This window comes from Rhizorhabdus wittichii, assembly GCF_017607425.1.
GTDB lineage: Bacteria > Pseudomonadota > Alphaproteobacteria > Sphingomonadales > Sphingomonadaceae > Rhizorhabdus > Rhizorhabdus wittichii.
The window spans coordinates 3,472,953-3,498,656 of record NZ_CP059319.1; the positions used below are offsets into that span (position 1 = coordinate 3,472,953).

A 25,704-nucleotide genomic window follows, 5' to 3' on the forward strand; every position below is an offset into this window, starting at 1 on the left:
CCACGCCAGGGTGCGGTCTCAAGCGCAGCCCAATGGTCGATCGTCTCCATCGGGCGGGAACCTACCCCTCGTCGCCCATCCGCAGCGCGGCGATGAAGGCTTCCTGCGGGATGTTGACGTTGCCGTACTCGCGCATCCGCTTCTTGCCCTCCTTCTGCTTCTCGAGGAGCTTGCGCTTGCGGGTGGCGTCGCCGCCATAGCATTTGGCGGTCACGTCCTTGCGCATCGCCGCGATCGTCTCGCGCGCGATTACCTTGCCGCCGATCGCGGCCTGCACCGGGATCTTGAACAGGTGGCGGGGGATCAGGTCCTTGAGCCGCTCGCACATGTGCCGGCCGCGCGCTTCGGCGGCGGCGCGATGGACGATCATGCTGAGCGCGTCGACCGGCTCGCCGTTGACCATGATGCTCATCTTGACGAGGTCGCCCTCACGATAGCCGATCTGGTGATAGTCGAAGCTGGCATAGCCCCGGCTGATCGACTTGAGCCGGTCGTAGAAGTCGAACACCACCTCGTTGAGCGGCAGCTCATAGGTGATCTGCGCGCGGCCGCCGACATAGGTCAGGTTCTTCTGGATGCCGCGCCGGTCCTGGCACAGCTTGAGCAGCGAGCCGAGATATTCGTCGGGGACGTAGATGGTCGCCTCGATCCACGGCTCCTCGATCATGTCGATCCGGTTGGGATCGGGCATGTCGGCGGGGTTGTGCAGCTCGATGACCTTGGCGTCCTCGGTCTTCGAATGGCTGAGGTGGAGGCGATAGACCACCGACGGCGCGGTGGTGATCAGGTCGAGGTCATATTCGCGGGTCAGCCGCTCCTGGATGATCTCGAGGTGGAGGAGGCCGAGGAAGCCGCAGCGGAAGCCGAAGCCCAGCGCCGCCGAGGACTCGGCCTCGAAGCTGAACGAGGCATCGTTGAGGCGCAGCTTGTAGAGGCTCTCGCGCAGCTTCTCGAAATCGGCGGCGTCGACCGGGAACAGGCCGCAGAACACCACCGGCTGGACCTCCTTGAAGCCCGGCAGCGGCTCGGCGGTCGGCTTCCTGGCGTCGGTGATCGTGTCGCCGACGGCGGTCTGGCTGACCTCCTTGATCTGCGCGGTGATGAAGCCGATCTCGCCGGGCCCCATCTCGCCGAGCTGCTCGATCTTCGGCCGGAAGCATCCGACCCGGTCGACCAGGTGGACCGTGTCGGCCTGCATGAACTTGATCTGCTGGCCCTTGCGGATCGTGCCTTCGACGACCCGGATCAGGATGACGACGCCCAGATAGGGATCGTACCAGCTGTCGACGAGCATCGCCTTGAGCGGCGCGGCCGGATCGCCCTTGGGCGCCGGGATGCGGGCGACGATCGCCTCCAATATCTCGTCGATGCCGATGCCGGACTTGGCGCTGGCGAGGACGGCATCGTCGGCGGGCAGGCCGATGATGTCCTCGATCTCCGCCTTGACCTTGTCGGGCTCGGCGGCGGGCAGGTCGATCTTGTTGATGACGGGCACGATCTCATGGTCGTGCTCGATCGACTGATAGACATTGGCGAGGGTCTGCGCCTCGACCCCCTGCGCCGCGTCGACGACGAGCAGCGCGCCCTCGCACGCCGCCAGGCTGCGCGACACCTCATAGGCGAAGTCGACATGGCCCGGCGTGTCCATCAGGTTGAGGACATAGTCCTGCCCGTCCTTGGCCTTGTAGTCGAGGCGCACGGTCTGCGCCTTGATGGTGATGCCGCGCTCCTTCTCGATATCCATGTTGTCGAGCACCTGCGCCGACATCTCGCGGTCGGTCAGGCCGCCGGTGCGCTGGATCAGGCGATCGGCCAGGGTCGACTTGCCATGGTCGATATGGGCGATGATCGAAAAATTGCGGATGCGGTCGAGCGGAACGGTCACGAAATTCTCGCATGAGAGCGGAGCGGATGGCGGGCCATAGCAATGCGCGCGTCCGGAAGCAAAAGCGCGATCGATTATCTTTCCCTGGCCATGGCCATCGCACCCGAATTCAGGAATCGTAAGGGCGGGCCGGACCCTTGAGTCGCGTAATGGGGGTGACGAGGTTTCGGCCCGGAGAGAGAACGGGGGTTCATCGTCATGAAATACGTCATTCCGGCGGCGCTTCTTGCTGTCGCGCTTTCGGCGCAGCCGGCCTTCGCGGCCGACGCGCCGGTCACCCTGTCCAAATGCGACAAGCCGATCGGCAGCATCGCCGTCGTCGACGGCGAGACGCAGGGCTGGACCAAATACGGCCTCAGCAGCCCGCGCGACCTGATCGCCGCGATGGCGGTGCAGAGCAACTGCTTCACCCTCCAGAACGTCGCGGGTGGCCAGCCGGTCGACTTCCTCGTCAACGCGATCGCCGGCGACAAGGAGGAGGTCGACCAGGGCACCAGCCTGGCGCAGACCGCGCTGACCGAGGGGCTGGTGCGCTCGGGCATGGCCGGCAGGATGGCGGGCAGCATCCCGTTCGGCGGCCAGGCGCTCAGCATGTTCGGCGGCTTCGGCGGCAAGAAGAAGACCATCGCGGCGGGCCTGCGCATCATCAGCCCGGCCAACGGCCAGACCATCGTCACCGGCAGCGGCACCCAGACCAAGACCCAGGTGTCGATCGGCGGGCTGGGCGGCATCGGCGGCAATCCCTGGGCCGACGCGGCGCGCGCGCAGATGACGTCGATGGGCTATGGCGACTATGCCGGCGGCGGCTATTCGACGTCGAAGGACGGCCAGATGCTGACCAGCGCCTTCGTCATCGCGTTCAACAACGTCGTCGCGCAGCAGGCGGCGCTGGCCGCGGTGAGGCCCGCCACCGCCGCGGCAGCCGCGACCCCGGCCGCCGCCAAGCCCGGCTTCACCACCGCGGTCGACACCAAGCTGTTCGCCCAGCCGGCGGCCGGCGAAGCGGTCCGCGCGCTGCGCGCTGGCACCGCGCTCACCCCCACCGGCGTCCGCGAAGGCCTCTTCGTCGAAGTCAGCGACGCCTATGGCACCAAGGGCTGGGTCTCGGTCGAAGACCTGAAATAACAGGGGAGCGCCGCCGGGTTTGCCAGGCCCGGCGGCGCGGTTCCCAGGCGACCCGCATCGTTTCGCGGCCGACTCTCAAATATGTATTTCGGTTGCATCTTTGTCCGCGCAAGGATAGATGCATAGAAGATACATGTTTTCGGAGTCGCGTGATGTCAGGGTTGCGGATCGACGATCAGGGGCTCGGCCGCTTGGTCGATACCTTCTATGCCCGCATCCGCGCCGATGACGAGCTCGGCCCGATCTTCAACGACGCGGTCGAGGACTGGCCCGAGCATCTCGCCAAGCTGACCGACTTCTGGTCGTCGGTGATGCTGACCAGCGGCCGCTACAAGGGGCAGCCCGTCCCTGCCCATGCCCGCCATCGCAGCCGGATCACGCCGGCGCTGTTCGACCGCTGGCTGGCGATCTGGGCGCAGACCACCGACGAGCTGATGGAGCCGGGCGCCGCCGCCGCGCTCCAGGACAAGGCCCGGCGCATCGCCGAGAGCCTGCAACTCGCCCTGTTCTTCCGCCTCGGCCCGCCACCGCAACAGCCGCAACGGCAAGAGGCCGGCGCCGCCGGGGGTGCCGCGCAATGACCGCGCCCGCGCCCTATCGCTCGACCCCGCTGTTCGACAACGCCACGCTGCCGATGGCGCTGCAACGCCGCCACGCGACCAAGGCGGGTGTCTGGGGCGTCGTCCGGGTGATCGAGGGCCGGCTGCTCCTGACCTATCTCGACCCCGAATCGGAGGTCGTCCTGGACAGCGGGCAAGCCGGCCTGCTGCTGCCCGAGCAACCCCATTTCGTCACGCCGCAGGGCCCCATGAGGATGCAGGTCGACTTCTACGACCAACCGCCCGGCTAGGGCCCGCCCCCCCTTTCGTTGAACCACAAGGAGACGTTGATGTCGAAGACACTCAGCGAGCGCACCATCGCGCTCGTCAAGGCGACCGTTCCCGCGCTCGAGGCCCATGGGCTGGACATCGTGCGCGAAATGTATGCGCGCATGTTCCAGAACCCCGAGATCCGCGACCTGTTCAACCAGTCGCACCATGGCGACGGCGGGTCGCAGCCGCGCGCGCTGACCGGCGCGATCCTCGCTTATGCCGGCAACATCGACAATCTCGGCGCGCTCGCCCCCGCGGTCGAGCGCATCGCCCAGAAGCACGTCGGCCTGCAGATCCTGCCCGACCATTATCCGCACGTCGCCGACGCGCTGCTCGGCGCGATCAAGGCGGTGCTCGGCGATGCCGCGACCGACGAGATCCTCGCCGCCTGGGGCGAGGCCTATTGGTTCCTCGCCGACATCCTGATCGCCCGCGAGCATCGCGTCTATGGCGAGCAGAAGGCGGCGGACGGCGGCTGGAACGGCTGGCGCGAATTCCGGGTCGAGCAGGTCGTGCGCGAGAGCAGCGTGATCCGCTCCTTCGTCCTCCGGCCGGTCGACGGCCAGGCGGTGATGGCGCACAAGCCCGGCCAGTACCTGACCTTCTGGCTGGAGATTCCCGGCCATCCGCCGGTCAAGCGCAACTATTCGATCTCGGGCGCGGCCAATGACGAGACCTATCGCATCTCGGTCAAGCGCGAGCCGCAGGGGCTCGCCTCGGGCTGGCTGCACGACGCGGCGCAGGCCGGCACCATCCTCAAGGTCGCGCCGCCGGCCGGCGAGTTCTTCCTCGCCGACCATCCGGAACGCCCGGTGGTGCTGCTGTCGGGCGGGGTCGGGCTGACCCCGATGGTCGCGATGCTGGAGACGATCGCGGCGCGCCACCCGGCGCTGCCGACCCATTACATCCACGGCACCCACAACCGCGAGACCCATGCGATGCGCGACCATGTCCGCGCGCTGGCGGCGCAGGCGAGCGCGATCCGCGTCGTCGACTTCCACCAGACGCCGCTGCCCGGCGAGACGGCGGGCGCCGACTACGACCATGCCGGGATCATCACCGACGACTGGCTGATCGCCAACACCCCGGCGGGCGAGGCCGATTATTATATCTGCGGCCCGCGCCCGTTCCTGCGCGCGGCGGTGTCGGCGCTGTCGCTCGCGGGCGTCGCGTCGGACCGCATCCATTACGAGTTCTTCGGCCCCGCCGACGAACTCCTGGCCGCCTGAGGCGCGGACGATGGACGGCATCGTCGCCCGCATGATCCATGTCCTCGCGGTCCTGTTCTGGATCGGCGGGGTCGCGTTCGTGACGCTGGTGGCGATGCCGTCGGTCCGCGCCCGCCACGATCCGGCCGAGCGGCTGGCGGCCTTCCACGCGCTGGAGGACCGCTTCGCCGCGCAGGCCCGCCTCTGGGTCCTCCTCGCCGGGGCGAGCGGGCTGTGGATGGTCTGGCGCGGCGCGATGTGGGACCGGTTCCGCGATCCGCATTTCTGGTGGATGCATGCGATGGTCGCGCTGTGGGCGCTGTTCGCGGCGATGCTGTTCGTCATCGAGCCGCTGGTCCTCCGGCGGCGGCTGGCGGCGTCGACCGATCCGGCGCGCGACTTCGCCCGGATGGAGCGGATGCATCGGCTGCTGCTGGCGGCGGCGGTCGTGACCGTGGCCGGCGCGGTGGCGGGGAGCCATGGATTCTACTGACGATCCGCCGTCCCGGTCGACGGCAAAACTTTTGCTATCAACGACCAAAAACATTCGTTTGCCGCTCCGCCGCAAATAGCACAGCCTGCTTCCCGCAGGCCAGACGACCGCGGCCTGCCCCCGGGGACCTTCTCGCCCGGGGCGGAGGGGCACCGTGCTTCCGCCGATGCACGGGACCGCCCCTCCATAAGGTCGAGTTGGGAGAGGATGCCTCATGGGGAGGCCGTCGCCGCAGGCATCGTCGCCGCACGTCCTGTTCGCGTGGCACCGCGCGTTGAGCACGGTGCTGTTCGCCGCGGCGGCCCTCGCTTTCTACGGCCTCAGCGAGCATCGCATCCTCAGCGAGGAGCAGCTCATCCTCCTGCTGTTCATCGCGCTTCCGGTCGGCGCCTTCGCGCTGTCGGGCATGGGGCAGGACGGCTCCGATTCGCTTGATGCTTGAAGCCCGCCATTGCTCCACCTTCCGTCATTCCCGCGAAAGCGGGAATCCACGGAAACGGGGCATCAGGCCTCCTGCGGGCCGCCGTCCATGGATTCCCGCTTTCGCGGGAATGACGATGGAGCGCTGCTGAACGACTTCGGCTCTGCAACGGGCCAGCGAATTATTTCAGCGCAAAATTCTTGCGCTTCACCATCAATATTTTGATCTTCGGTTCGGCGGCCGCCCTCGCCTATGAGCGCCCCCCAGCCGAGGGAGGCAAGGGCACGGCCACCGCCGGTCGTGACGGTCCCTCCCTCGTCACGGTTGCCGGATATGACGTCGATGCCTGTGGGCCGGACACGCCCACGCTTTCCCTCGCTGCCGCTTCCGGACCTGCAGATCGATTCCCAGAAGCTGCTCTTCTCGCTGAGCAGCTTCATCGCCGCGGCGATCACCCTCGCCATCGCCTTTTCGGCCAGCCTGCCCCGCCCCTGGTGGGCGCTGCTGACCGTCTACGTCACCGCCCAGCCGATGGCCGGCGCCTTCCGCCCGAAGGCGCTCTACCGGCTCGGCGGGATCGCGACCGGCGCGGCGGTCACCCTGCTGCTCGTCCCCAATTTGCAGAATTCGCCCGAGCTGCTGGTGCTGTGCCTAGCCGCCTGGACCGGCTTCTGCATCTACCTCGCGGTGCTCGACCGCACCCCGCGTGCCTTCCTGTTCCAGATGGCGGCGTTCAGCACGGCGGTGATCAGCTTCCCCTATCTCGACGATCCGACCAACATCTTCGAGACCACCATCGCGCGCGTCCAGGAGATGACGGTCGCGATCCTGTGCGTCACCGCGGTCCACGCGCTGCTCCAGCCATGGAGCGCCACGCCGGTGATCCGCGCGCGGGTCCGCTCCTTCCTCGCCCATGCGCGCCGCTGGACCGCCGAGGCGCTCGGCAGCCACCACACCCGGCTGGAGAACGAGCATCGCCGCATGCTCGCCGCCGACGTCACCGAGCTGGGGATGATCGCGATCCACCTGCCGTTCGACCAGCGCTGGGCGCCCGCGACCAAGCGGCGGGTGACCGCGCTCCAGCAGCAGCTCGCCAGCATCCTGCCGCTGGCGTCGGCCGCCGCCAACCGGCTCGACCGGCTGCGCGACGGCGGCGGGCTGCCCGCCGAGCTGGAGGCGCTGCTCGACGACGTCTCCGACTGGCTGGTCGAGGAGGACAGCCCGCTCCACCAGGCCGGCGCGCTCGTCCGGCGCTGCGAGGCGATGGCCGAGGCCGCCGAGGCGCGCGCCGACTGGACGTCGCTGCTGACCGCCAGCGCCTGCGTCCGCATCGCCGAGTTCCTCGCCGCGCTCGCCGCGAGCCGGCGGCTGGCGACACGGATCGGGTCGCCCGGCCGCCCCAACCTCAAGCCCTCCTCGGCCGAGCCGTTCGCGCTGGCGCGCGACCATGGCGTCGCCGCGCTGGCTGGACTGGCGACGGCGACGGCGATCGCGCTCTACTGCGCGGTCTGGATCCTGCTCGCCTGGCCCAACGGATCGGCGACCGCCGCCTTCGCCGCGCTGATCACCTGCTCCTTCGCGGCGCAGGACGATCCGGCGCCGGTGATCGGCCGCTATCTGGTCGCGACGCTCAAGACCTTCCCGCTCGCCGCGCTCTACCTGTTCGTCATCCTGCCGCGCGTCGACGGCTATGAGATGCTCGTCATCACCCTCGCGCCGACCCTGCTGTGGATGGGCTATGTCCAGGCCGATCCGGCGCGGTCGCCGCAGGCGCTGCCGATGTTCTCCTGCTTCATCGTCGCGATGGGCTTCCTCGCCCGCTTCCAGGCCGACTTCGCGCTGTTCATCAACACCGGGCTCGCCCAGCTCGGCGGGATCGTCGCGACGCTGACCGTCACCAAGCTGTTCCGGTCGGCGAACGTGCTGTGGACCGCGCGGCGCATCCTGCGCTCGAACTGGGCCGAGCTCGCCCAGCTCGCCGACATCCGCCGCCCCTTCCTCGCCGACCGCTGGACCGCACGGGCGATCGACCGGCTCGGGCAGGTCGCCGCGCGCATGGCGGTGGCGGCCCCCGGCGCGGCGCTGCACGCCGCCGACGGGCTGGCCGACCTCCGGATCGGGCGCAACATCATCCCGATCCGCCGCTCGCTGCCCTACGTCCCCCATGACGTGCGCCACCGGCTGGGCGCGGTGCTGGCCGGGCTGACCGTCTTCTACGACGCGCGCTGGCGGCGCGGCCATGCCCATCCGCCCCCGGCCGCGTTGCTCGAACCGATCGACCGGGCGCTGCGCTCGCTGCTCGCCCTGCCGCTCGACGAGCCGCGCCGCCGCGCGCTGCGCGCGCTGGTCGGCATGCGCTGCAACCTCTTCCCGGCGGCCCCGCCACCGCCGCCGGACGCCGTGCGATGATCGAGGAGATCAACCTGCTCGGCATCTACCTGCCGGCCGCGCTCGCCTGGGGCGTGCTCGCGGCGGTGCTCGTCTACCTGCTGCGCGGCTGGCTGCAGCGGCTGCCCGCCTGGCGGCTGCTCTGGCATCCGAGCCTGCTCGAACTCGCGCTCTTCGTCCTGCTGTGGTGGGGGCTGAGCGTGCTGGCCGACACCTTCCTCTATCGGTGGTTCACGACCTGACATGCTGCATCGACATAATCTCGCCCGCTCGCTCGTCACGCTGCTGGTGATCCTCGTCATCCTGGCGGGGATCTACGCGCTGTGGCTGCGCTACCAGGTCGAGCCGGTCACCCGCGACGGCAAGGTGCGCGCCGACATGGTGCCGGTCGCCGCCGACGTCGCCGGCCTCGTCACCGAGGTCCGGGTCGCCGACAACCAGCCGGTGCGCAAGGGCGACGTGCTGTTCGTCATCGACCGGCCGCGCTACCGCCTCGCGCTCGAACAGGCCGAGGCCGACCTTGCCAGCCGGCGGGTCGCGCTGGCGCAGGCGATCCGCGAGGACCGGCGCAACCGCACGATGCCCGAGGTGATCGCCGCCGAGACGATCGAGCAGGGCCGCGCGCGGGTCGAGGAGCTGCGATCGGCGGCGGGCCAGGCGGCGGCGGCGCGCGACCTCGCCCGCTTCAACCTCGGCCGGACGCTGGTCCGCGCGCCGGTCGACGGCGTCATCTCGAACGTCTCGCTCCAGCCCGGCGTCTATCTGATGGCGGGGCGGCCCGCGCTCGCGCTGGTCTACAACCGGTCGATGCGGGTGGAGGGCTATTTCGAGGAGACCAAATTGCCGGCGATCCGGGTCGGCGACCCGGCGAGCATCTATCTGATGGGCGTCGCCGACGAGATCAGGGGCCATGTCCAGAGCATCGCCGGCGGCGTCGAGGATCGCGAGCGGGCGGGCAGCGACGGCCAGCTCGCCAACGTCAACCCGACCTTCACCTGGGTCCGGCTGGCCCAGCGCATCCCGGTGCGGATCGCGATCGACCGCGTCCCCGCCAATGTCCGGATGATCCCCGGCCAGACCGCCACCGTCGTCGTCCACCCGCGCGACGACGGGCGCAGCGTCCACCGGAGCCTGCCATGGTGAGGCGCGCCGCGACATCGTTCGCCACCGCGCTGCTCGCGGGGTGCGCGGCGGTCGGCCCGAACTATCATCTGCCCGAGGCCGCCGCGGTGCGCGCGCCCGAGGCGCAGGGCGCCTTCCTGTCGGGCGGCACGGCGGCGACGGCCGAGCCGCTCCCCGACCATTGGTGGACGCTCTACGACGATCCGCTGCTCGACGGGCTGGTCGAACGGGCGCTGGCCGCCAATACGGACCTGCGCGTCGCCGAGGCCAATCTCGACCGCAGCCTCGCCCTGCTCGACCAGCGCGAGGCCGGGCGCGAGATCCAGGGCGGCACCAATGTCGAGACGAGCTGGGCGCAGCGATCGGCCGAGGCCGAGCTGCAGCACGTCAAGCCGCCGACCCGACAAATCTACAATGCCGGCCTGGGGGTGAGCTACGACCTCGACCTGTTCGGCGGCCTGCGGCGCGGGATCGAGGCGGCGAGCGCCGACGCCGAGGCGGCGGTCGCGGCGCGCGACCTGGCGCGGGTCAACGTCGCGGCCGAGACCGCGCGCGCCTATGCCGACATCTGCAACGCCGGCCATCAGATCGACGTGCTCGGCCGCGCGATCGCGCTCCAGGAGCGCGGCGTCGGGCTGACGCGGACGCTGATCGCCCATGGCCGCGCCGCGCCCTATGAGCTCGACCGGCGGCAGGGCCTGCTGGAGACCAGCCGCGCCCGCCTGCCCCGGCTCGCGGCGCGGCAACGCAACGCGCTGCTGCGCGTCACCGCGCTGGCGGGGGCGATGCCGGCGCAGGCCGATGCCGGGCTGCTGCAATGCCGCCGGCCGCTCGAACTGGCGCGCGCGGTTCCGGCCGGCGACGGCGAGGCGCTGCTCCGGCGCCGGCCCGACATCCGCATGGCCGAGCGGCGGCTGGCGGCCGCCACCGCGCGGATCGGCGTCGCGACGGCGGACCTCTATCCGTCGATCCGCATCGGCGCGTCGATCGGATCGACCGGCGCCGCCGCCGACGCCTTCTCGCCGCTCACCAACCGCTTCGGCATCGGCCCGCTGATCGACTGGACGCTCAACCGCCACGCCGCCCGCGCCCGGATCGCCGCGACCGAGGCGCAGGGCCGCGCCGACCTCGCCGCGTTCGACGGCGTCGTCCTCGCCGCGCTGCGCGAGGTCGAGACCGCGCTGGTCGGCTATGCCGCCGGGCTCGACCGGCAGGCGAGCCTCGACCGCGCCCGCGACGACGCCGCGCGCGTCGCCGCGCAGACCGCGCAGCTCCGGCGCGGCGGCCGGATCGCCGAGCTGCCCGCGCTCGAAGCCGAACGCGACCTCGTCGCCACCGAACAGGCCGCCGCCGAGGGCCGCGCCGCGCTCAACGAGGAGCAGATCGCGCTGTTCCTCGCGCTGGGCGGCGGGTGGACGGTGGAGGCGGCCGCGAAGGATGGGGCCAGCCCGCACTGAAGCGTCCCTTTCGCCGGGATGACGAAAGGAGTTTCTAGACCGCCAGACGGGTCTCGGACAGGTCGAGCTCGCGGACGAGCTTGCGCGCCGCCTCGCTGCCCAGCTGGCGATCGCGGACGCGGCGGAATATCTCGGCGCGCTCGGCCTTGAGCGCGGCGAGCCGCAACTCGCGTTCGATCCCCTGGTCGCGCCGCAGCAGCACCATCTGCTCGGGCTCGGTCGCCTGCTGGTCGATCCGCTCGCGATAGATGTCCATCAGCCGCGAGGCGACGTTGACATAGGCGTCGGCGTCCTTGCGGCCTTCCGCCAGCCGGTGCTGAGTGCTCTCGATCTCGGCGATCGCGGCTTCGGCGGCGGCGATCCGCGCCGCGTCGATCTCGGCCTCGCCCGACGGCTCGGCCGGCATCTCCAGCCCGCGCATCATCAGCGGCAGGCCGATCGAGGCCGCGATCAGCGACAGGATGATCACCCCCATCGCCAGGAAGATGGCGAGGTCGCGCGCCGGGAAGGGCGCGCCGTCCTTCATCGCCAGCGGCAGGGTGAGCACGCCCGCCAGGGTGATCGCGCCGCGCACCCCGGCGAAGGACATCGCGCCGATGATCCGCCAGTTGGGCCGGGCCCGGCTCTCCGGACGCCGCAGCAGGGTCAGGCGGAACGACAGCCACACCCAGGCGAAGCGGAGCCCGGCGAGGCCGACATTGATCGCGACGACGTAGATCGCCAGCCACCAGGGTTCGTGATGGCCGGTGAAGCGGACCGTGTCGGCGGCGCCGGCGAGGATCGTCGGAAGCTGCTCGCCGAGCAGGACGAAGATCGTGCCGTTGGCGGTGAACTGGATCATGTCCCACACCGTCGTCCGCCTAATCCGCGTCGCCGCGAGCGCGTTGCCGCGCGCCTCGACGAACCCCATGGTCAGGCCCGCTGCGACCGCCGCGAGGATGCCCGAGCAGTGGAGATGCTCGGCGACGAGATAGGCGCCGAACGGGATGAGCAGGCTGATCAGGATCTGCGACCCGCTCTCCTCGCCCAGCCGCCGCGTGATCGCGGTCTTGCTCCATCCGACCAGCCAGGTCAGCCCCGCGCCGACCGCGATCCCGCCGATCGCCACCCACAGGAAGTTGAGCGCGGCGTCGCCCAGCGAGAAGGCCCCGGTCAGCGCCGCCGCGACCGCGAAGCGCAGGCAGACCAGGCCCGACGCGTCGTTGAGCAGCGATTCGCCCTCCAATATGTGCATCATCCGCTTCGGGATCGGCGTGCGCTGCGCGATCGCCGAGACCGCGATCGGGTCGGTCGGGGAGACCACCGCCGCCAGCGCGAAGGCGACCGCGAGCGGCATGGCGGGGATCATCCAGTGGATGAAGAAGCCCATGCCGAGCACGGTGAACACGACCAGCCCGAGCGCGAGCTCGAGGATCGTCGATCCGTCCTTGAACAGGTCCTCGCGCGGGATGCGCCAGCCGTCGAGGAACAGCAGCGGCGGCAGGAAGAGCAGGAAGAAGATGTCGGGATCGAGCGTCACGCGCCAGTCCGCGACCAGCCCGACCGCGGCCCCGAGCGCGATCTGGACGAGCGGTCGGGGCACGGGAAAGGGCAGCATCCGGGCGATCAGGCCGCTCGCCACCACGGCGACGAGCAGAGTCAGGACGAGCGTGATGGTTTCCAAGGGCGTCCTCTGTCGGCTTGCGGATGCCCCTCCTTAACCATGTGAGACGCTCGCGCCACCCCCTGTCCGGACGGGCGCCCAAATCCGTCATCCTGGCGGAAGCCAGGATCTCCCTTCTCTTCACCTTGCTCCGTCAGAGGCATGGAAAGGCAGTGAGATCCCGGCTTTCGCCGGGATGACGGCCTGTTTCCCTTTTGTCAGGCCGGCGTCCCCACCGCGTCGTGCACCGGGCCGCTCTCCTCGGTCCGGCTCGCCCGGTCGTCGACGAGGATCGCGAATTTCGGGCCGGGATAATGGACGTCCGGCCGGTGCCAGGCGCGCGTCACGACGAGGAACACCCCGTCGATCTCGATCTGCTCGCCGGGCCGTGGGGACCGGGCGAAATGGAAGCTCCCCCGCGCGGTGGCGGAACGGCGGTCGCGGCCGGCGAAGACGTCGATGAGCATGGCGTCCTCCCTCAGGCGGCCTTGGGGGCCGGGTAGCGCCAGGGCTCGCCATGGCCGAGCGCCGCGCCATATTGGCGGTCGGCGAAATGCCAGTTGGCCAGCATGCTCCACCAGATGGTGAGCCAGCCGGCGCGGTCCTGGCGGTGGTCGATATAATAGGCATGTTCCCAGACGTCGCAGGTGAGCAGCGGCGTCACGCCCTCCTCGACGATCGGGCAGCCGGCGTCATGGGTCGAGATCACGTCGAGCGCGTCGCCGCGCGCGACCAGCCAGACCCAGCCCGAGCCGAAATGGCCGGTCCCTTCGGCGATGAAGCGTTGGCCCAGCGCCTCGACGTCGCCGAAGGCCGAGGCGATCGCGCCGGCGAGCAGGCCGCCCGGCCGCGACGTCTTCGCCCGCATGCTTTCCCAGAAGAAGGCGTGGTTCCACGCCTGGGCGGCGTTGTTGAACAGCCCGCGCTCGCCGTCCGCCTGCGCGGCCCGGACGACCGCCTCCAGCGTGCGCGGCGCATCGGGCCGGTCCGACAGCAGGCGGTTGAGCGTCTCGACATAGCGCGCATGGTGCTTGCCGTGGTGGATCTGCAGCGTCTCGGCGGACAGGACGGGCTTCAGGTCGCCGGCTCCATAGGGCAGCGGCGGCAGGCCGAACACGGGTCCGGCGGCGTCGAGGGGGGCAAGCGTGGCGCTCAGGCTCTGGTCGGCCATGGCGGGTCTCCTGGAAAAGAGGGAAGGAAGGTCGGAATTCGATGGCGCGGACGGGCGCGCGGTCAGGGAGGTCCCGCCAGTCGCGCCCGCAGCGCGGCGATGCACAAGGCGATCGCCTCGACCGGATGCGTGCCGGTCCATTCACCCTCGGCGCCCGCGACGGTGACCGCCGATCCGCCCGCGTCGATCCAGCAGCCCGGCGGGACGAGCGTGGCGGCGGCGGACCGCGAGCCGGTGTAGCGCAGCGCGCGGACGCGGCCGCCATCCTCCCCCTGCCAGACGCCCGGCTCGACCGGCGGCAGCGCGGCGAGGGCCGGGAACACCGCCTGCGCGATCCGCGCGTCGAGGTCGCGGCTGGGCGCGTCGGCGGCGCGGCAGGCCGCGATCGCCGCCGCCGTTTCGGCAAGATCGTCCCGGCGGTCGCGGATCGAGGGGGCGGCCGGCGCGGTCATCGCGCGTCCGTCCGCCGCCCGCCCGTCCACCACCCACTCGTCCGCGCCGGTCTCATTGCCCCGACACGGGCAGGTCGACGATCCGCAGATAGGGCTTGAGCGTCTTGTAGCCCTGCGGGAACTGGCGCGAGGCCTCCTCGTCCGACAATTTGGGGGAGATCACGACCGGCTCGCCCGGCGCCCAGTTGACCGGGGTGGCGATGCTGCGCGCGTCGGTGAGCTGAAGGCTGTCGATCGCGCGCAATATCTCGGCGAAGTTGCGCCCGGTCGACGGCGGATAGGTCAGGATCAGGCGGACCTTGCGGGCCGGATCGATCACGAACACCGACCGCACCGTCACGGTCGGGTCGCTCTCCGGATGGATCATGCCATAGAGCGACGAGACCCGCGCGTCGGGATCGGCGATCATCGGGAAGTCGAGCTTGGCGCCCTGGGTCTCGGCGATGTCGACCTCCCATATGTGGTGCGCGTCGACCGGGTCGACCGATAGCCCGATCGGCTTGACGTTGCGCCGGTCCCATTCGGGCCGCAGCTTCGCCACCTCGCCGAGCTCGGTGGTGCAGACCGGGGTGAAGTTGCGGGGGTGGCTGAACAGCACCCCCCAGCTCGGCCCGAGCCAGTCGTGGAAACGCAGGCGGCCGTGGGTGCTGTCCTGTTCGAAATCAGGGGCGATCTGCCCGAGCTGGATGGTCATGGGGGCTCCTTCTGCTGCGCCCCACTGTGGAACGGGCAATCAGTGCAAACAAACGAATGATATTGATGATTATCAGCGATAATCTTGCGCCTATTTCTCCTCCATGTCGGTGGGAGCGAGGCAGCCGAGCGTCAGCAGCGTCACCGGCAGCGCGACCAGCATCATCCGGCTGCTCTCCTCGGCGCCGATCACCCCCGCGCTGTCGAGCAGCCACAGGAACAGCCGGAGCGACGCGATGGTGATCGCCATCGCGATCAGCCAGCAGAGCCCCGCCGGAAGGTGGCGCCCGCGCCCGTCGCGGCCGGCGCTCACGGCTTCCTCCCGCCGAACCATTGCGGCTTGCCGGACGGGGCGGCGCCGTCCTCGTCGTCCAGGCGCGGCGTCGGTTCGGGCGGCCAGACGAGGTTGATGTCGAAGGGCGGCGGAACCTCGTTGCTCCGCGCGCGGGCGTCGCGGCGCGCCTGCCGCTCGATGTCGATCGCGACGATGATGCCGGCGGGCACGGCGACGACGAACGCCATCGCCGCGACGTAGAGCTCGTCGCCGAGCCGGCCGCCGTCGTGCAGGCAGTAGAGGCCGATCCCGACGCCGAACGCCATCGTCACCAGCGGGACGATGATCGACAGCAGGTCGAATTCCGGCGGACGGGGTTCCGGGCGGAAGGGTCCTGGATGTTTCATGGCACGGCGGGCCAGCGCGCTGGCCGCGTCCCGGACGATGGCTCGACCATGGCGGTCTCTCCTTGTGAAGCCATCATCGACCCGCTAACATCCATCAAGCAAATGAATATTATTGTGCGTTGAGCATAAGGATTTTGCAGGATGGACATCAGCGTCGCCCGGACCTTCCTGGAGGTCGTGAAGACCGGCAGTTTCGTCAGCGCCGCCGCCAACCTCAACCTCACCCAGACGGCGGTCAGCGCGCGCATCCGCGTGCTCGAGGACCAGCTCGACCGGCCGGTGTTCATCCGCAACAAGGCGGGGGCGAAGCTGACCCCGGCCGGCGAGCAGTTCCTGCGCTTCGCGACGACGCTGGTGCAGGTCTGGGCGCGGGCGCAGCGCGCCGTCGCGCTGCCGCCGGGGCGCGAGACGGTGGTGACGGTCGGCGCCGAGCTGAGCCTGTGGAGCCCGCTGCTGCGCCACTGGCTGCTGTGGATGCGGCGCGAATGCCCCGAGATCGCGGTGAGCACGCAGATCGACGCGTCCGAACGGCTGATGGAGCAGGTCCAGGAAGGCTCGCTCGACGTCGCGGTGCTCTATGCCGCGCCGAGCCGGCCGGGCGTGATCGCCGAGCTGCTGTTCGAGGAGAAGCTGGTGCTGGTCCGCACCACGCCGACCAGCGCGCCCCTGGCCCCCGAGGACCATGTCCAGATCGACTGGGGCGAGGAGTTCGCCGCCAGCTACCAGGCGGCCTTTCCCGACCAGCCCAATGCAGTGGTGTCGATCGGCTACGGCCCGCTCGCGCTCGACTATATCCTGGCGACCGGCGGCAGCGGCTATTTCCGCAAGGGCTTCGTCCGCTCCTATCTGGAGGAGGGGCGGCTCGCGCTCGTCCCCGGCAGCCCGGAATTCTCCTATTCGGCCTATGTCGTCCATTCGACCAAGGCCGATCCCGGGGTGATGGACCGCATCCGCGCCGGGCTGCGCGCCGCGGCGGCGATCGCGGCATGAGCGACGAGCCCGCCTCCCCCGTCTGCTACGCCGCCGACGGCGGCGACGCCTATATGGGCTATGCCGCGCGCGACGAGATCGTCGCCGCGCTGAACGAGCTGCTGGAGGCCGAGCGCGCCGGGGCGCGGGTCGCGCTGGCCAGCGCCAGGGCGGCCGACGACGCTCGCCAGGGCGCGCTGATGACGATGATCCGCGCCGACGAGGCGCGCTGGTGCGCGATGCTGTCGCGCCAGCTCAAGCGGCTCGGCGCGACGCCGTCGCGGCGGACCGGCGCCTTCCACGGCAAGGCGATGGCGATCGCCCGCCCGCTCGAACGCCTCGCCTTCCTCAACCGGGGGCAGGCCTGGGTGGTGCGCAAGCTCGAGGCGCTGCTCCCCCGCGTGCGCGACGAGACGCTCCACCGCGACCTCAAGGCGATGCTCCACAGCCACCGCGCCAACATCGCCGAGGCGGAGGACCTGCTGGCCGCCTCGGGCTACGCGCCGTAGGATATCCGGCCCCGCTGGAATCCCCCTCCTTCCGTCATTCCCGTGAAAGCGGGAATGACGGATACGGAGCATTTCGTCTCTTGCGGGCCGCCATCCATGGATTCCCGCTTTCGCGGGAATGACGATGGAAATGGACCCGGATTGCCCGGCATTTACATGTCAGCCGGGCGCGCCGGGCCGACATAGCGTTCGCGCCGCACCTCCGCCTGGCGGCTGGCGTTGCGGGTCTTGAGCAGGTCTTGCCGCGACAGGATGCCGAGCACCTGGCGCGTATCGGGATCGATGATCGGGATGCGGCCGATCCCCGAATCGACGATCAGGTCGGCGACCACCCCGCTCGGCGTGTCGGGATGGGCGACCGGCTGGGCCGCGTCCGACACCGCGTCGGCGAGCGGGGTGCGGTCGTCGACCCGGTCGACCTGCCAGCGCAGCGCGTCGGTGCGCGAGACGAGGCCGAGCAGCCGGCCCTGCGCGTCGACGACGGGATAGCTGCGATGGACCGCCTCGGTCGCGAAGAAGCCCACCGCCGCCGCGATCGTCATCGTCCCCGGCAGGGTCGCCGGGTCGCGGGTCATGATCTGGCTGGCCTGGAGCAGGTCGAGCGGATCGACGGTATATTCCTGCAGGATGTGCCGGCCGCGCCGGGCGATCTTCTCGGTCAGGATCGAGCGCCGCATCAGCAGCACGCTGATCGCATAGGCGCCGCCCGCCGCCGCGATGGTGCAGGGGATCGCGTCGAAATGGCCGGTCAGCTCGACCGCGAACAGCGCGCCGGTCATCGGCGCGCGCATCGCCCCGCTCATGATCCCCGCCATGCCGATCATCGCCCAGAAGCCGGGATCGCCGGGCAGGAAGCCGCCGAGCAGGAAGCCCGCCGCGCCGCCGAGGATCAGGATCGGCGCGAGGACGCCGCCCGAGGTCCCCGATCCGAGCGCGATCAGCCACACCGCGCCCTTGACGACGAGCAGCGCGGCGACGACGCGGAGCGGCAGCGCGCCGTTGAGCAGCGCGTCGATGCTGGCATAGCCGGCGCCGAGCACATGGGCGTCGATCAGGCCGCCGATCCCGACCCCGACCGCGCCGATCGCCGGCCACCACATCCAGTGGACCGGCAGCCGGTGGAACATATCCTCGATCCGGTAGAGCGCGGTCGACAGCAACGTCGCCTCGAGCCCCGCGACCAGGCCGATGCCGGCCGCCATCGGCAATATCCACGCCCCGCCGGGGGTCGCCGCCGCCATCGGGAACATCGGCCCCACCCCGATCAGCCACGGCCGCCAGGCGAAGGCGACCAGCGCGCCGACGACGACGGGGACGAAGCTGCGCGGCTTCCATTCGAACAGCAGCACCTCGACCGCGAGCAGGATCGCGGCGAGCGGCGTGCCGAAGATCGCGGTCATGCCCGCCGCCGCGCCGGCCACCAGCAGCGTCTTGCGCTCCGCCGCGCTGAGGTGGAAGCATTGCGCGAACAGCGATCCGATCGCGCCGCCGGTCATGATGATCGGCCCTTCCGCGCCGAACGGACCGCCGCTGCCGATCGAGACCGCCGACGACAGCGGCTTGAGCAGCGCGACCTTGAGCGACAGCCGGCTTTCGCCGAACAGGATCGTCTCGATCGCCTCGGGGATGCCGTGCCCGCGAATCTTGTCCGATCCGAACCGCGCCATCAGCCCGACGATCAGGCTGCCGACCACGGGGATCACCACCACCAGCCAGCCGACCGAGGCGTCGGTGATCACCGAAGGGTCGGCCGACAGCCGGCCGAACCAGAACAGGTTGGTGGCGATCGCGATCAGCTTGACCAGCACCCAGGCCCCGAACGCGCCGCCGCTGCCGACCACGACCGCCATCAGCGCGAGCATGATCATCCGGCGATCGACGCTATGATCGGCAAGCTGGTGGCCTTCGACGGCGCGCTGGGGTGTAAGGGACATGAAGCGAGATCATCCTGCTGACGGGGCAGGGGCGCACTATATCGCAATGCGATATAGTTCAATCGGAGACATCCACGTGAGGAACGGGGCGTGAAGGACGGCGCGGGGAACGGGGACAAGCAACTCGGCGACGCCGACTATGCGGCGCTGGCCGCCTTTCGCCATGCGATCCGCCGCTTCCAGGCGTTCAGCGAGGCGCGCGCGACCGAGATCGGGCTGACCCCGCAACAGCATCAGGCGCTGCTCGCGATCCGGGGCGCCGCCCCCGGCGAGGCGACCGTCGGCCATGTCGCCGAGCGGCTGATCCTCAAGCCGCACAGCGCCACCGGGCTGGTCAACCGGCTCGAGGCGCTCGGCCTGATCAGCCGCGAGACCGCCGACGACGACCGTCGCCGCGCGCTGCTGCGGCTGACGCCCAAGGCCTATGGCCTGCTCGACGCGCTGTCGGCGATCCACCGGGAGGAAATCCAGCGGCTGAGGCCGCTTTTCTCGGAGATCTTCGACCAGCTCGCCTGAGGATCGCGACCGTCTTCCAGCAAAATCATTGCGCTGAACAACCAATAATAGTCATTTGCCTTATGGAAGCCCGGTGCGCACAATCGCTGCCGAGGCCGACGCGATCTGCCGCCTTGCCCGCGAGCGCGCGCCGGGCGAGCGGTTCGGCGATTTCACCATCCGCGCCGGCATCGTCCGCGCCGTGACCGAAGGACGTTTCATCAATGACTGACCGCGACGAAGGCGCGCCCCGTCCGCAGACGATCTCGGCCGCGCATGGCGTCGCGACCGACGCCGGCTTCGGCGCCGTCGCGCCGCCGCTCTATCTGTCGAGCACCTATGCGTTCGCCGGCTACGACCAGCCGCGCCACTATGATTACGGCCGCGCCGGCAACCCGACGCGCGACCTGCTCGCCGAGGCGCTGGCGAAGCTGGAAGGCGGCGCGGGCGCGATCGTCACGTCGAGCGGCATGGCCGCGCTCGACCTGCTCGTCGGCCGGCTGCGCCCCGACGACCTCATCCTCGCCCCGCACGATTGCTATGGCGGGACGATGCGCCTGCTCAAGGCGCGCGCCGGGCGCGGCCATTGCTCGGTGCGCTTCGTCGACCAGACCGACATGCGCGCCTTCGCCGGCGCGCTCGACGAGGTGCCGGCGCTGGTCCTGATCGAGACGCCGAGCAACCCGCTGATGCGGGTCGTCGACATCGCCGCGCTCAGCGCCCTGGCGCGCGCGGCGGGGGCCGAGGTCGCGGTCGACAACACCTTCCTGTCGCCGGCGATCCAGCGGCCGATCGCGCTGGGCGCCGATTATGCGATCCATTCGACCACCAAATATCTCAACGGCCATTCCGACGTGATCGGCGGCGCGGTGGTGGCCGCCGATCCCGCGCAGGTCGAGGCGCTGCGCCACTGGGCCAACGTCGTCGGCAGCGCCGGCGCGCCGTTCGATTCCTGGCTGACGCTGCGCGGGCTGCGCACCCTGTTCCCGCGGATGGAGCAGCAGCAGATCAACGCGATGGCGGTCGCCAACCATCTCGAACGCCATCCCGCCGTCGCGCGGGTCCATTATCCGGGGCTCGCCTCGCACCCCGGCCACGCGATCGCCTCGCGCCAGCAGCGCGGCTTCGGGGCGATGCTGAGCTTCGAGCTGGCCGGCGGGGTCGCGGCGGTGCGCCGCTTCATCGACGCCGTGCGCTTCTTCACCCTCGCCGAATCGCTGGGCGGGGTCGAGAGCCTGGTGGCGCACCCGGCGACGATGACCCACGCCGACATGGGCGAGGAGGCGCGCGCGGCGGCGGGCATCAGCGACAGCCTGCTGCGGCTGTCGGTCGGCCTCGAGGCCGAGCGCGACCTGATCGCCGGGCTCGACAGGGGGCTGGCCGCATGCCGCGCCTGACCAACCAGGAAGAGGAGAAGGCCCCATGCCGGGCTATGTGATCGTCATCGACCTGTTCGGGATCGTCCTGGCCGTCATCGGCTTCAACATGGCGTTCCGCCAGGCCGCCGTCCGGCGCCTGTTCGGCCGGCCGGCCGCCCCGCCCTCGGCCGTGCACGACGAGGACGACCCGCTGACCTACGTCCTGCGCATCGCGGGGGTGATGGTGATGATCTTCGGGATCGTGCTCGGCGGCATGATGACCCTGTTCCACATGACATAGGAGGCCCGGCAACATGACCGGCAGCGTCGGCATCAAGCGTATCTACGAGCCGCCCGCCACGGCGGACGGGCGGCGGGTGCTGGTCGACCGCCTCTGGCCGCGCGGCGTCTCGCGCGAAGCGGCGGCGCTCGACCTGTGGCTGAAGGCGATCGCGCCGACCCCGGCGCTGCGCACATGGTTCGGTCATGACCCGGCGCGCTTCGCCACCTTCCGGGATCGCTACCGCCGGGAGCTCGACGCCAACCCCGACGCGGTCGCCGAGCTGTGCGGCCTGATCGACCAGGGCGACGTCACCCTGCTCTACGCCGCGCACGACGAGCAGGCCAATCATGCGGTAGTGCTGGCCGGCTATCTCGGCGATCGGGGCTATGCCGTGCGGCGGTGATGGCGGCGACAGCCGCGCGAAGCGCTTCCACCTCGCATGATCACGCTCTAGAAAGGGGCATGAACGACATCGACGATTTCGACGACGCCCTCTCGCTCGACCCCGGCTTCGCCGACCGCTTCGAGCGCGACGAGGGGCGTCCGCCCTGCAAGCTCTACCTGATCTCGCCGCCAGCGATCGACGCCGGCTTCGCCGAGACACTGGCCGCCGCGATCGACGCGGCCCCGGTGGTCGCCGCCTTCCAGCTCCGCCTCAAGGGGATCGACGAGCACCGCATCGCCGAGCTGGCCCGGCCGCTCCAGGCGGTCTGCGCCTCGCGCGAGGTGGCCTTCATCGTCAATGATTCGATCGGCCTCGCCAAGCGGCTCGACGCCGACGGCGTCCATCTCGGCCAGGAGGACGGCGACCCGCGCGAGGCGCGCCAGGCGCTGGGGCCCACGGCGCAGATCGGCGTCACCTGCCACGACAGCCGCCACCTCGCGATGGAGGCGGGCGAGGCCGGCGCCGACTATGTCGCGTTCGGCGCCTTCTACGAAACCGGGACCAAGCCGACCAAGCACCGGCCGGAGCCGTCGATCCTCGGCTGGTGGTCGACGCTGTTCGAGCTTCCTTCGGTCGCGATCGGCGGCATCACCCCCGCCAACGCCGCCCCGCTGATCGCGGCGGGCGCCGACTTCCTGGCGGTGTCGGGCGCGGTGTGGAACGCCCCCGAGGGGCCGGCGGCGGCGGTACGCGCCTTCGCCGCGCTCAAGGGAATGGGGTGAGATCGGGCTCCCCTCCCTGCAGGGAGGGGAAAGCTGAAGATCACCCCAGCTTGCCGAATTCCTTCTCGAAGCCGGCGACGTCGTCCTGCTCGAGATAGCGGGCCTGCTCGATCCAGCGATCGCGGAAGATGCGGCCCTTGAAGGCGCCCAGCCGGGCGTCGAGCTCGGCCGCCTGGGCGGGATCGAGCGCGGCGAGCTGGTCGAAGCGATGGACGCCGAGTCCGGCAAGCACCGTCCGCGCCTTGGGGCCGAGCCCCTTGATCCGCGTCAGGTCGTCGGACGGCAGGTCGGGATGGGCATCGACGCCGAGCACCGATCCCGACACGTCGAGGACGGCGGCGGCGGCGCTGTCGGTGATGCCATGGCCTTCCTTGGCGACCGGTTTCGGCGCGGGCGCCGGGGCCGGCGCTGGCTTCGCCGCCGGCACGGGCGGCGCGGCCTCGCTCAGCGAGACCCGCTGGGTCGGCTTGCGCAGCAGCAGGAACAGGCCGACGACCGCGAGGATCGCGATGATGGCGGCGATGATGAGGGTGGTGTTCGACATGCCCCGTCCTTTTGTCTTTGCTCTACCTTATCTTAGTCCAATGCAGCAGCAGCGGCTACGTTCCGCTGCCGTGCCAATTCGCGCCACCCTATGTCACGGCGGCAGAAACCGCTCGCGAAATCGAGCGCGTCGACCGCGGCATAGGCGCTGTCGCGCGCCTCGCCGATATCCTGGCCGATCGCGGTGACGTTGAGCACCCGCCCGCCATTGGCGACGAGGCCCCCCGGCCCCTCCGCGGTGCCGGCGTGGAAGACCTTGGCGCCCTTCGCCTCGGCCTCGACGATGTTGCGGATCGCGCCGCCCTTGGCGGGCGTGCCCGGATAGCCCTTCGCCGCCATCACCACGGTCAGCGCGGTGTTGGGCGACAGGCTCGGCCGCGCCAGCTCGGCCAGCCGCCCCTCGGCGACCGCGAGCATCAGCGTGACGAGGTCGTCCTCGAGCCGCAGCATCAGCACCTGGCATTCGGGATCGCCGAAGCGGGCATTATACTCGATCAGCTTGGGCCCCTCGGCGGTCAGCATCAGCCCGGCATAGAGCACGCCCGAATAGGGGATGCCCGCCGCCGCCATCGCCCGCACGGTCGGCTCGACGATCTCGCGCATCGTCCGCGCCTCGAGCTCGGGGGTCAGCACCGGCGCGGGGCTGTAGGCCCCCATGCCGCCGGTGTTCGGCCCGGTGTCGCCGTCGCCGACCCGCTTGTGATCCTGCGCCGATCCGAACGGGACGACGGTCGTGCCGTCGGTCAGCGCGAAGAAGCTCGCCTCCTCGCCGGTCAGGAATTCCTCGATCACCACCTCGGCGCCGGCGGTGCCGAAGGTGCCGCCGAACATGTCGTCGATCGCATTCTCGGCCTGGGCGCGGCTTTCGGCGATCACCACGCCCTTGCCCGCGGCGAGGCCGTCGGCCTTGATCACCACCGGCACGCCGAAGCTGTCGAGCGCGGCCTTGGCCGAGCCGGCGTCGCCGAACCGGCCATAGGCCGCGGTCGGGATATTCTCGCGCTGGCAGAGATCCTTGGTGAAGCCCTTCGATCCTTCGAGCTGGGCGGCGGCCTGGTTGGGCCCGAAGGTGAGGACGCCGTTTTCGCGCAGCCGATCGGCGAGGCCGGCGACCAGCGGCGCCTCGGGCCCGATCACGACCAGCCCGACATTCTCCTCGCGTGCGAAGGCGACGACCGACTCGACATGGGTCGGATCGAGATCGACGCATTCGGCATGCTGCGCTATGCCGGGATTGCCGGGCGCGGCGAAGAGCTTGGTAAGCCGTTCAGATTGCGACAGCTTCCAGGCCAGCGCATGTTCACGCCCCCCCGAACCGAGCAGCAGGATGATCATGGACGAGTTTCTCCCCGATGGGACCCAAGGTGACAGGCCCCGCCTGTTAGCCGAGGAGCAGCCGGGCGACAACGCGCCCGCGCTCTCCGTGTCCGAATTGTCGGGCGCGCTGAAGCGCCAGGTCGAGGAAGCGTTCGGCCATGTCCGGGTGCGCGGCGAGATTTCGGGGTTCAAGCGGCACAGCTCGGGCCATTGCTACCTGACCCTCAAGGACGACCGCGCGGCGATCGACGGGGTGATCTGGAAGGGCCAGGCGGCGGCGATGCGCTTCCGGCCCGAGGACGGGATCGAGGTGATCGCGACCGGCAGGCTCACCACCTATCCCGGCCGCTCCAAATATCAGATCGTGATCGAGCGCATGGAGCTGGCCGGGCAGGGCGCGCTGATGGCGCTGCTCGACCAGCGCCGCCGCATGCTCGCCGCCGAAGGGCTGTTCGACGAGGATCGCAAGCGGCCGCTGCCGTTCATGCCGCGCATCATCGGCGTCGTCACCTCGCCGACCGGCGCGGTGATCCGCGACATCCTCCACCGGCTCGAGGACCGCTGCCCGACCCATGTCGTGCTGTGGCCGGTCGCGGTGCAGGGCGAGGGCGCCGCCGCCCAGGTGGCGCGCGCCGTGCGCGGCTTCGGCGCGATGGCGCCGGGCGGGTCGGCGCCCCGTCCCGACCTGCTGCCCGATCTCCTGATCGTCGGGCGCGGCGGCGGATCGATCGAGGACCTCTGGGCATTCAACGAGGAGGAGGTCGTCCGCGCGATCGCCGAATCGCCGATCCCGGTGATCTCCGCCGTGGGCCACGAGACCGACACGACGCTGGCCGACTTCGCCGCCGACCGGCGCGCGCCGACCCCGACCGCGGCGGCCGAGATGGCGGTGCCGGTGCGCGCCGACCTCGCCCATCATGTCCGCGAGCTGGGCGCCCGCGCCGAGCGGCTGGCGCGCCGCTATCGCGAGCGGGCGGGCGAGCGGTTCGAGGCGGTGGCCGAGCGCTTCCCCGCGCTCGACAGCCTGTTCGCGGGCCAGCAGCAGCGGCTCGACGACGTCGCCGACCGACTGCCCCGCGCGCTCGGCCAGCGCATCGCGGTGGCGCGCGGCGACCTCGCTCATGCGGCGGGCGCGCTGCGGCCCTCGCTGCTCGACCGCAAGCTCGACCGCGCCCGCGACCGGCTCGAGGCGGTCCGGCTGACCGATCGCCCGATCCGCGCGCGGATCGCCGATGGCGAGATCGCGCTCGAACGGCTGTGGCGGATCGCCGAGCAGCTCCATCCCGACAAGCCGCTGCAACGCGGCTATGTCCGCGTCGAGAAGCGCGGCGGCGGGGTGCTGACCGAAGCGGCGGCGGCCCGCGCGGCGGGGCTGCTAACGCTGCACTTCGCCGACGGCGCGGTCGACGCGCGGGTCGAGAATGGCGGAAAGGCGCCGCCCGCGAAGCCCCGCAGCGACGGCGAGGACGCGCCCCGCCAGCAAAATCTCTTTTAGTCGGCTCCGCGAAGGCCCATATTC

30 protein-coding genes are annotated in these 25,704 nt (G+C 70.5%); 19 read left to right on the top strand and 11 right to left on the bottom strand.

Features of this window, described 5'->3' with window-relative positions; all coding sequences use genetic code 11:
• Nucleotides 1–61: 61 nt before the first annotated feature.
• Nucleotides 62–1,885 carry a translation elongation factor 4 gene (lepA, locus tag HRJ34_RS16640; protein WP_012049370.1) on the bottom strand — a complete coding sequence of 608 codons (1,824 nt, stop codon included), beginning with the start codon at nt 1,883–1,885 and terminating at the stop codon, nt 62–64.
• A 198-nt stretch (nt 1,886–2,083) separates the two neighbouring features.
• Here lepA and HRJ34_RS16645 point away from each other — a divergent pair, with 198 nt between their 5' ends.
• The 10 genes from HRJ34_RS16645 (at nt 2,084) to HRJ34_RS16690 (ending at nt 10,971) form a co-directional block, all read left to right on the top strand.
• The gene (locus tag HRJ34_RS16645; protein WP_208631872.1) at nt 2,084–3,010 is read left to right on the top strand and encodes an SH3 domain-containing protein; all 927 of its coding nucleotides are present in this window, start codon (nt 2,084–2,086) and stop codon (nt 3,008–3,010) included.
• Between the two features lie 152 nt (nt 3,011–3,162).
• Nucleotides 3,163–3,591: a group III truncated hemoglobin gene (locus HRJ34_RS16650; RefSeq protein ID WP_012049368.1), complete on the top strand. Its 429-nt coding sequence runs from the start codon at nt 3,163–3,165 to the stop codon at nt 3,589–3,591.
• Nucleotides 3,588–3,860 (top strand): DUF1971 domain-containing protein, encoded by a 273-nt coding sequence (locus tag HRJ34_RS16655; RefSeq protein WP_012049367.1) that lies wholly within the window; start codon nt 3,588–3,590, stop codon nt 3,858–3,860. Before HRJ34_RS16650 ends, HRJ34_RS16655 begins: the two co-directional genes overlap by 4 nt.
• Nucleotides 3,861–3,899: 39 nt before the next feature.
• Nucleotides 3,900–5,111: an NO-inducible flavohemoprotein gene (gene hmpA / locus HRJ34_RS16660; protein ID WP_208631873.1), complete on the top strand. Its 1,212-nt coding sequence runs from the start codon at nt 3,900–3,902 to the stop codon at nt 5,109–5,111.
• A gap of 10 nt (nt 5,112–5,121) precedes the next feature.
• Entirely contained in the window at nt 5,122–5,583 is a 462-nt protein-coding gene (locus HRJ34_RS16665) for a hypothetical protein (protein WP_012049365.1), read from the top strand.
• A gap of 214 nt (nt 5,584–5,797) precedes the next feature.
• On the top strand, nt 5,798–6,025 hold the full coding sequence (locus tag HRJ34_RS16670) for a hypothetical protein (RefSeq protein WP_208631874.1): 228 nt from the start codon (nt 5,798–5,800) through the stop codon (nt 6,023–6,025).
• Between the two features lie 321 nt (nt 6,026–6,346).
• Nucleotides 6,347–8,413: an FUSC family protein gene (locus HRJ34_RS16675; RefSeq protein WP_226948823.1), complete on the top strand. Its 2,067-nt coding sequence runs from the start codon at nt 6,347–6,349 to the stop codon at nt 8,411–8,413.
• Nucleotides 8,410–8,634, top strand: coding sequence for a DUF1656 domain-containing protein (locus HRJ34_RS16680; RefSeq protein ID WP_012049362.1), 225 nt, complete (start codon nt 8,410–8,412; stop codon nt 8,632–8,634). The genes HRJ34_RS16675 and HRJ34_RS16680 overlap by 4 nt, the downstream gene beginning before the upstream one ends.
• A gap of 1 nt (nt 8,635) precedes the next feature.
• Nucleotides 8,636–9,535, top strand: coding sequence for an efflux RND transporter periplasmic adaptor subunit (locus tag HRJ34_RS16685; RefSeq protein WP_208631876.1), 900 nt, complete (start codon nt 8,636–8,638; stop codon nt 9,533–9,535).
• Nucleotides 9,529–10,971 carry an efflux transporter outer membrane subunit gene (locus HRJ34_RS16690; RefSeq protein ID WP_208631877.1) on the top strand — a complete coding sequence of 481 codons (1,443 nt, stop codon included), beginning with the start codon at nt 9,529–9,531 and terminating at the stop codon, nt 10,969–10,971. Before HRJ34_RS16685 ends, HRJ34_RS16690 begins: the two co-directional genes overlap by 7 nt.
• Nucleotides 10,972–11,005: 34 nt before the next feature.
• Here HRJ34_RS16690 and HRJ34_RS16695 read toward each other — a convergent pair whose 3' ends face one another.
• The 7 genes from HRJ34_RS16695 to HRJ34_RS16725 form a co-directional block, all read right to left on the bottom strand.
• A complete protein-coding gene (locus HRJ34_RS16695) occupies nt 11,006–12,634 on the bottom strand; it encodes a Na+/H+ antiporter (protein ID WP_012049359.1) in 1,629 nt (542 codons plus the stop codon).
• 197 nt (nt 12,635–12,831) lie between these two features.
• Nucleotides 12,832–13,080, bottom strand: coding sequence for a hypothetical protein (locus tag HRJ34_RS16700; RefSeq protein ID WP_016746157.1), 249 nt, complete (start codon nt 13,078–13,080; stop codon nt 12,832–12,834).
• Nucleotides 13,081–13,091: 11 nt separating this feature from the next.
• On the bottom strand, nt 13,092–13,784 hold the full coding sequence (locus HRJ34_RS16705) for a superoxide dismutase (RefSeq protein ID WP_012049357.1): 693 nt from the start codon (nt 13,782–13,784) through the stop codon (nt 13,092–13,094).
• 62 nt (nt 13,785–13,846) lie between these two features.
• A complete protein-coding gene (locus HRJ34_RS16710) occupies nt 13,847–14,236 on the bottom strand; it encodes a hypothetical protein (protein WP_086400741.1) in 390 nt (129 codons plus the stop codon).
• A gap of 52 nt (nt 14,237–14,288) precedes the next feature.
• A complete protein-coding gene (locus tag HRJ34_RS16715; RefSeq protein ID WP_016743811.1) occupies nt 14,289–14,930 on the bottom strand; it encodes a peroxiredoxin in 642 nt (213 codons plus the stop codon).
• Between the two features lie 90 nt (nt 14,931–15,020).
• A complete protein-coding gene (locus HRJ34_RS16720) occupies nt 15,021–15,242 on the bottom strand; it encodes a hypothetical protein (protein WP_030093192.1) in 222 nt (73 codons plus the stop codon).
• A complete protein-coding gene (locus tag HRJ34_RS16725) occupies nt 15,239–15,610 on the bottom strand; it encodes a hypothetical protein (RefSeq protein WP_030093193.1) in 372 nt (123 codons plus the stop codon). The genes HRJ34_RS16720 and HRJ34_RS16725 overlap by 4 nt, the downstream gene beginning before the upstream one ends.
• A gap of 141 nt (nt 15,611–15,751) precedes the next feature.
• Here HRJ34_RS16725 and HRJ34_RS16730 point away from each other — a divergent pair, with 141 nt between their 5' ends.
• Both HRJ34_RS16730 and HRJ34_RS16735 read left to right on the top strand, forming a co-directional pair.
• Nucleotides 15,752–16,600, top strand: coding sequence for a LysR family transcriptional regulator (locus HRJ34_RS16730; RefSeq protein ID WP_012049352.1), 849 nt, complete (start codon nt 15,752–15,754; stop codon nt 16,598–16,600).
• The gene (locus HRJ34_RS16735; RefSeq protein ID WP_208631878.1) at nt 16,597–17,088 is read left to right on the top strand and encodes a DUF6306 domain-containing protein; all 492 of its coding nucleotides are present in this window, start codon (nt 16,597–16,599) and stop codon (nt 17,086–17,088) included. Before HRJ34_RS16730 ends, HRJ34_RS16735 begins: the two co-directional genes overlap by 4 nt.
• Nucleotides 17,089–17,240: 152 nt before the next feature.
• On the opposite strand, the gene HRJ34_RS16740 is transcribed toward HRJ34_RS16735, so the two are convergent.
• The gene (locus tag HRJ34_RS16740; protein ID WP_208631879.1) at nt 17,241–19,022 is read right to left on the bottom strand and encodes a chloride channel protein; all 1,782 of its coding nucleotides are present in this window, start codon (nt 19,020–19,022) and stop codon (nt 17,241–17,243) included.
• A gap of 90 nt (nt 19,023–19,112) precedes the next feature.
• On the opposite strand from HRJ34_RS16740, the gene HRJ34_RS16745 reads away from it, so the two are divergent.
• The 6 genes from HRJ34_RS16745 (at nt 19,113) to thiE (ending at nt 22,325) form a co-directional block, all read left to right on the top strand.
• On the top strand, nt 19,113–19,538 hold the full coding sequence (locus tag HRJ34_RS16745) for a MarR family winged helix-turn-helix transcriptional regulator (protein WP_208631880.1): 426 nt from the start codon (nt 19,113–19,115) through the stop codon (nt 19,536–19,538).
• Nucleotides 19,539–19,611: 73 nt separating this feature from the next.
• Complete coding sequence (locus HRJ34_RS16750) at nt 19,612–19,749, top strand: hypothetical protein (RefSeq protein ID WP_016743806.1); 138 nt, start codon at nt 19,612–19,614, stop codon at nt 19,747–19,749.
• Nucleotides 19,742–20,914 (top strand): cystathionine gamma-synthase, encoded by a 1,173-nt coding sequence (metB, locus tag HRJ34_RS16755; RefSeq protein ID WP_208631881.1) that lies wholly within the window; start codon nt 19,742–19,744, stop codon nt 20,912–20,914. Before HRJ34_RS16750 ends, metB begins: the two co-directional genes overlap by 8 nt.
• Before the next feature lie 25 nt (nt 20,915–20,939).
• Nucleotides 20,940–21,176, top strand: a complete 237-nt coding sequence (locus tag HRJ34_RS16760) for a hypothetical protein (RefSeq protein WP_208631882.1) — start codon at nt 20,940–20,942, stop codon at nt 21,174–21,176.
• Between the two features lie 13 nt (nt 21,177–21,189).
• Nucleotides 21,190–21,561, top strand: a complete 372-nt coding sequence (locus HRJ34_RS16765) for a DUF488 domain-containing protein (protein ID WP_012049345.1) — start codon at nt 21,190–21,192, stop codon at nt 21,559–21,561.
• 59 nt (nt 21,562–21,620) lie between these two features.
• The gene (thiE, locus tag HRJ34_RS16770) at nt 21,621–22,325 is read left to right on the top strand and encodes a thiamine phosphate synthase (RefSeq protein WP_200859883.1); all 705 of its coding nucleotides are present in this window, start codon (nt 21,621–21,623) and stop codon (nt 22,323–22,325) included.
• Nucleotides 22,326–22,365: 40 nt separating this feature from the next.
• Here thiE and HRJ34_RS16775 read toward each other — a convergent pair whose 3' ends face one another.
• The gene (locus HRJ34_RS16775; protein ID WP_012049343.1) at nt 22,366–22,869 is read right to left on the bottom strand and encodes a hypothetical protein; all 504 of its coding nucleotides are present in this window, start codon (nt 22,867–22,869) and stop codon (nt 22,366–22,368) included.
• A 32-nt stretch (nt 22,870–22,901) separates the two neighbouring features.
• Complete coding sequence (gene purD, locus HRJ34_RS16780) at nt 22,902–24,203, bottom strand: phosphoribosylamine--glycine ligase (protein ID WP_208631883.1); 1,302 nt, start codon at nt 24,201–24,203, stop codon at nt 22,902–22,904.
• Between purD and xseA the strand changes: the two genes are divergently transcribed.
• Nucleotides 24,202–25,680, top strand: a complete 1,479-nt coding sequence (gene xseA, locus HRJ34_RS16785; RefSeq protein ID WP_012049341.1) for an exodeoxyribonuclease VII large subunit — start codon at nt 24,202–24,204, stop codon at nt 25,678–25,680. The genes purD and xseA overlap by 2 nt on opposite strands.
• The last annotated feature ends 24 nt before the right edge of the window (nt 25,681–25,704 follow it).

Coding starts and splice junctions, on each gene's coding strand:
- HRJ34_RS16765 (WP_012049345.1), top strand. CDS start 21,190: ATGACCGGCAGCGTCGGCATCAAGCGTATCTACGAGCCGCCCGCCACG.
- HRJ34_RS16775 (WP_012049343.1), bottom strand. CDS start 22,869: ATGTCGAACACCACCCTCATCATCGCCGCCATCATCGCGATCCTCGCG.
- HRJ34_RS16680 (WP_012049362.1), top strand. CDS start 8,410: ATGATCGAGGAGATCAACCTGCTCGGCATCTACCTGCCGGCCGCGCTC.
- xseA (WP_012049341.1), top strand. CDS start 24,202: ATGGACGAGTTTCTCCCCGATGGGACCCAAGGTGACAGGCCCCGCCTG.
- HRJ34_RS16675 (WP_226948823.1), top strand. CDS start 6,347: ATGCCTGTGGGCCGGACACGCCCACGCTTTCCCTCGCTGCCGCTTCCG.
- HRJ34_RS16735 (WP_208631878.1), top strand. CDS start 16,597: ATGAGCGACGAGCCCGCCTCCCCCGTCTGCTACGCCGCCGACGGCGGC.
- HRJ34_RS16665 (WP_012049365.1), top strand. CDS start 5,122: ATGGACGGCATCGTCGCCCGCATGATCCATGTCCTCGCGGTCCTGTTC.
- HRJ34_RS16645 (WP_208631872.1), top strand. CDS start 2,084: ATGAAATACGTCATTCCGGCGGCGCTTCTTGCTGTCGCGCTTTCGGCG.
- HRJ34_RS16715 (WP_016743811.1), bottom strand. CDS start 14,930: ATGACCATCCAGCTCGGGCAGATCGCCCCTGATTTCGAACAGGACAGC.
- HRJ34_RS16740 (WP_208631879.1), bottom strand. CDS start 19,022: ATGTCCCTTACACCCCAGCGCGCCGTCGAAGGCCACCAGCTTGCCGAT.
- HRJ34_RS16685 (WP_208631876.1), top strand. CDS start 8,636: ATGCTGCATCGACATAATCTCGCCCGCTCGCTCGTCACGCTGCTGGTG.
- thiE (WP_200859883.1), top strand. CDS start 21,621: ATGAACGACATCGACGATTTCGACGACGCCCTCTCGCTCGACCCCGGC.
- HRJ34_RS16650 (WP_012049368.1), top strand. CDS start 3,163: ATGTCAGGGTTGCGGATCGACGATCAGGGGCTCGGCCGCTTGGTCGAT.
- HRJ34_RS16655 (WP_012049367.1), top strand. CDS start 3,588: ATGACCGCGCCCGCGCCCTATCGCTCGACCCCGCTGTTCGACAACGCC.
- HRJ34_RS16760 (WP_208631882.1), top strand. CDS start 20,940: ATGCCGGGCTATGTGATCGTCATCGACCTGTTCGGGATCGTCCTGGCC.
- HRJ34_RS16710 (WP_086400741.1), bottom strand. CDS start 14,236: ATGACCGCGCCGGCCGCCCCCTCGATCCGCGACCGCCGGGACGATCTT.
- metB (WP_208631881.1), top strand. CDS start 19,742: ATGACTGACCGCGACGAAGGCGCGCCCCGTCCGCAGACGATCTCGGCC.
- HRJ34_RS16730 (WP_012049352.1), top strand. CDS start 15,752: ATGGACATCAGCGTCGCCCGGACCTTCCTGGAGGTCGTGAAGACCGGC.
- HRJ34_RS16700 (WP_016746157.1), bottom strand. CDS start 13,080: ATGCTCATCGACGTCTTCGCCGGCCGCGACCGCCGTTCCGCCACCGCG.
- HRJ34_RS16690 (WP_208631877.1), top strand. CDS start 9,529: ATGGTGAGGCGCGCCGCGACATCGTTCGCCACCGCGCTGCTCGCGGGG.
- purD (WP_208631883.1), bottom strand. CDS start 24,203: ATGATCATCCTGCTGCTCGGTTCGGGGGGGCGTGAACATGCGCTGGCC.
- HRJ34_RS16705 (WP_012049357.1), bottom strand. CDS start 13,784: ATGGCCGACCAGAGCCTGAGCGCCACGCTTGCCCCCCTCGACGCCGCC.
- HRJ34_RS16725 (WP_030093193.1), bottom strand. CDS start 15,610: ATGAAACATCCAGGACCCTTCCGCCCGGAACCCCGTCCGCCGGAATTC.
- HRJ34_RS16670 (WP_208631874.1), top strand. CDS start 5,798: ATGGGGAGGCCGTCGCCGCAGGCATCGTCGCCGCACGTCCTGTTCGCG.
- hmpA (WP_208631873.1), top strand. CDS start 3,900: ATGTCGAAGACACTCAGCGAGCGCACCATCGCGCTCGTCAAGGCGACC.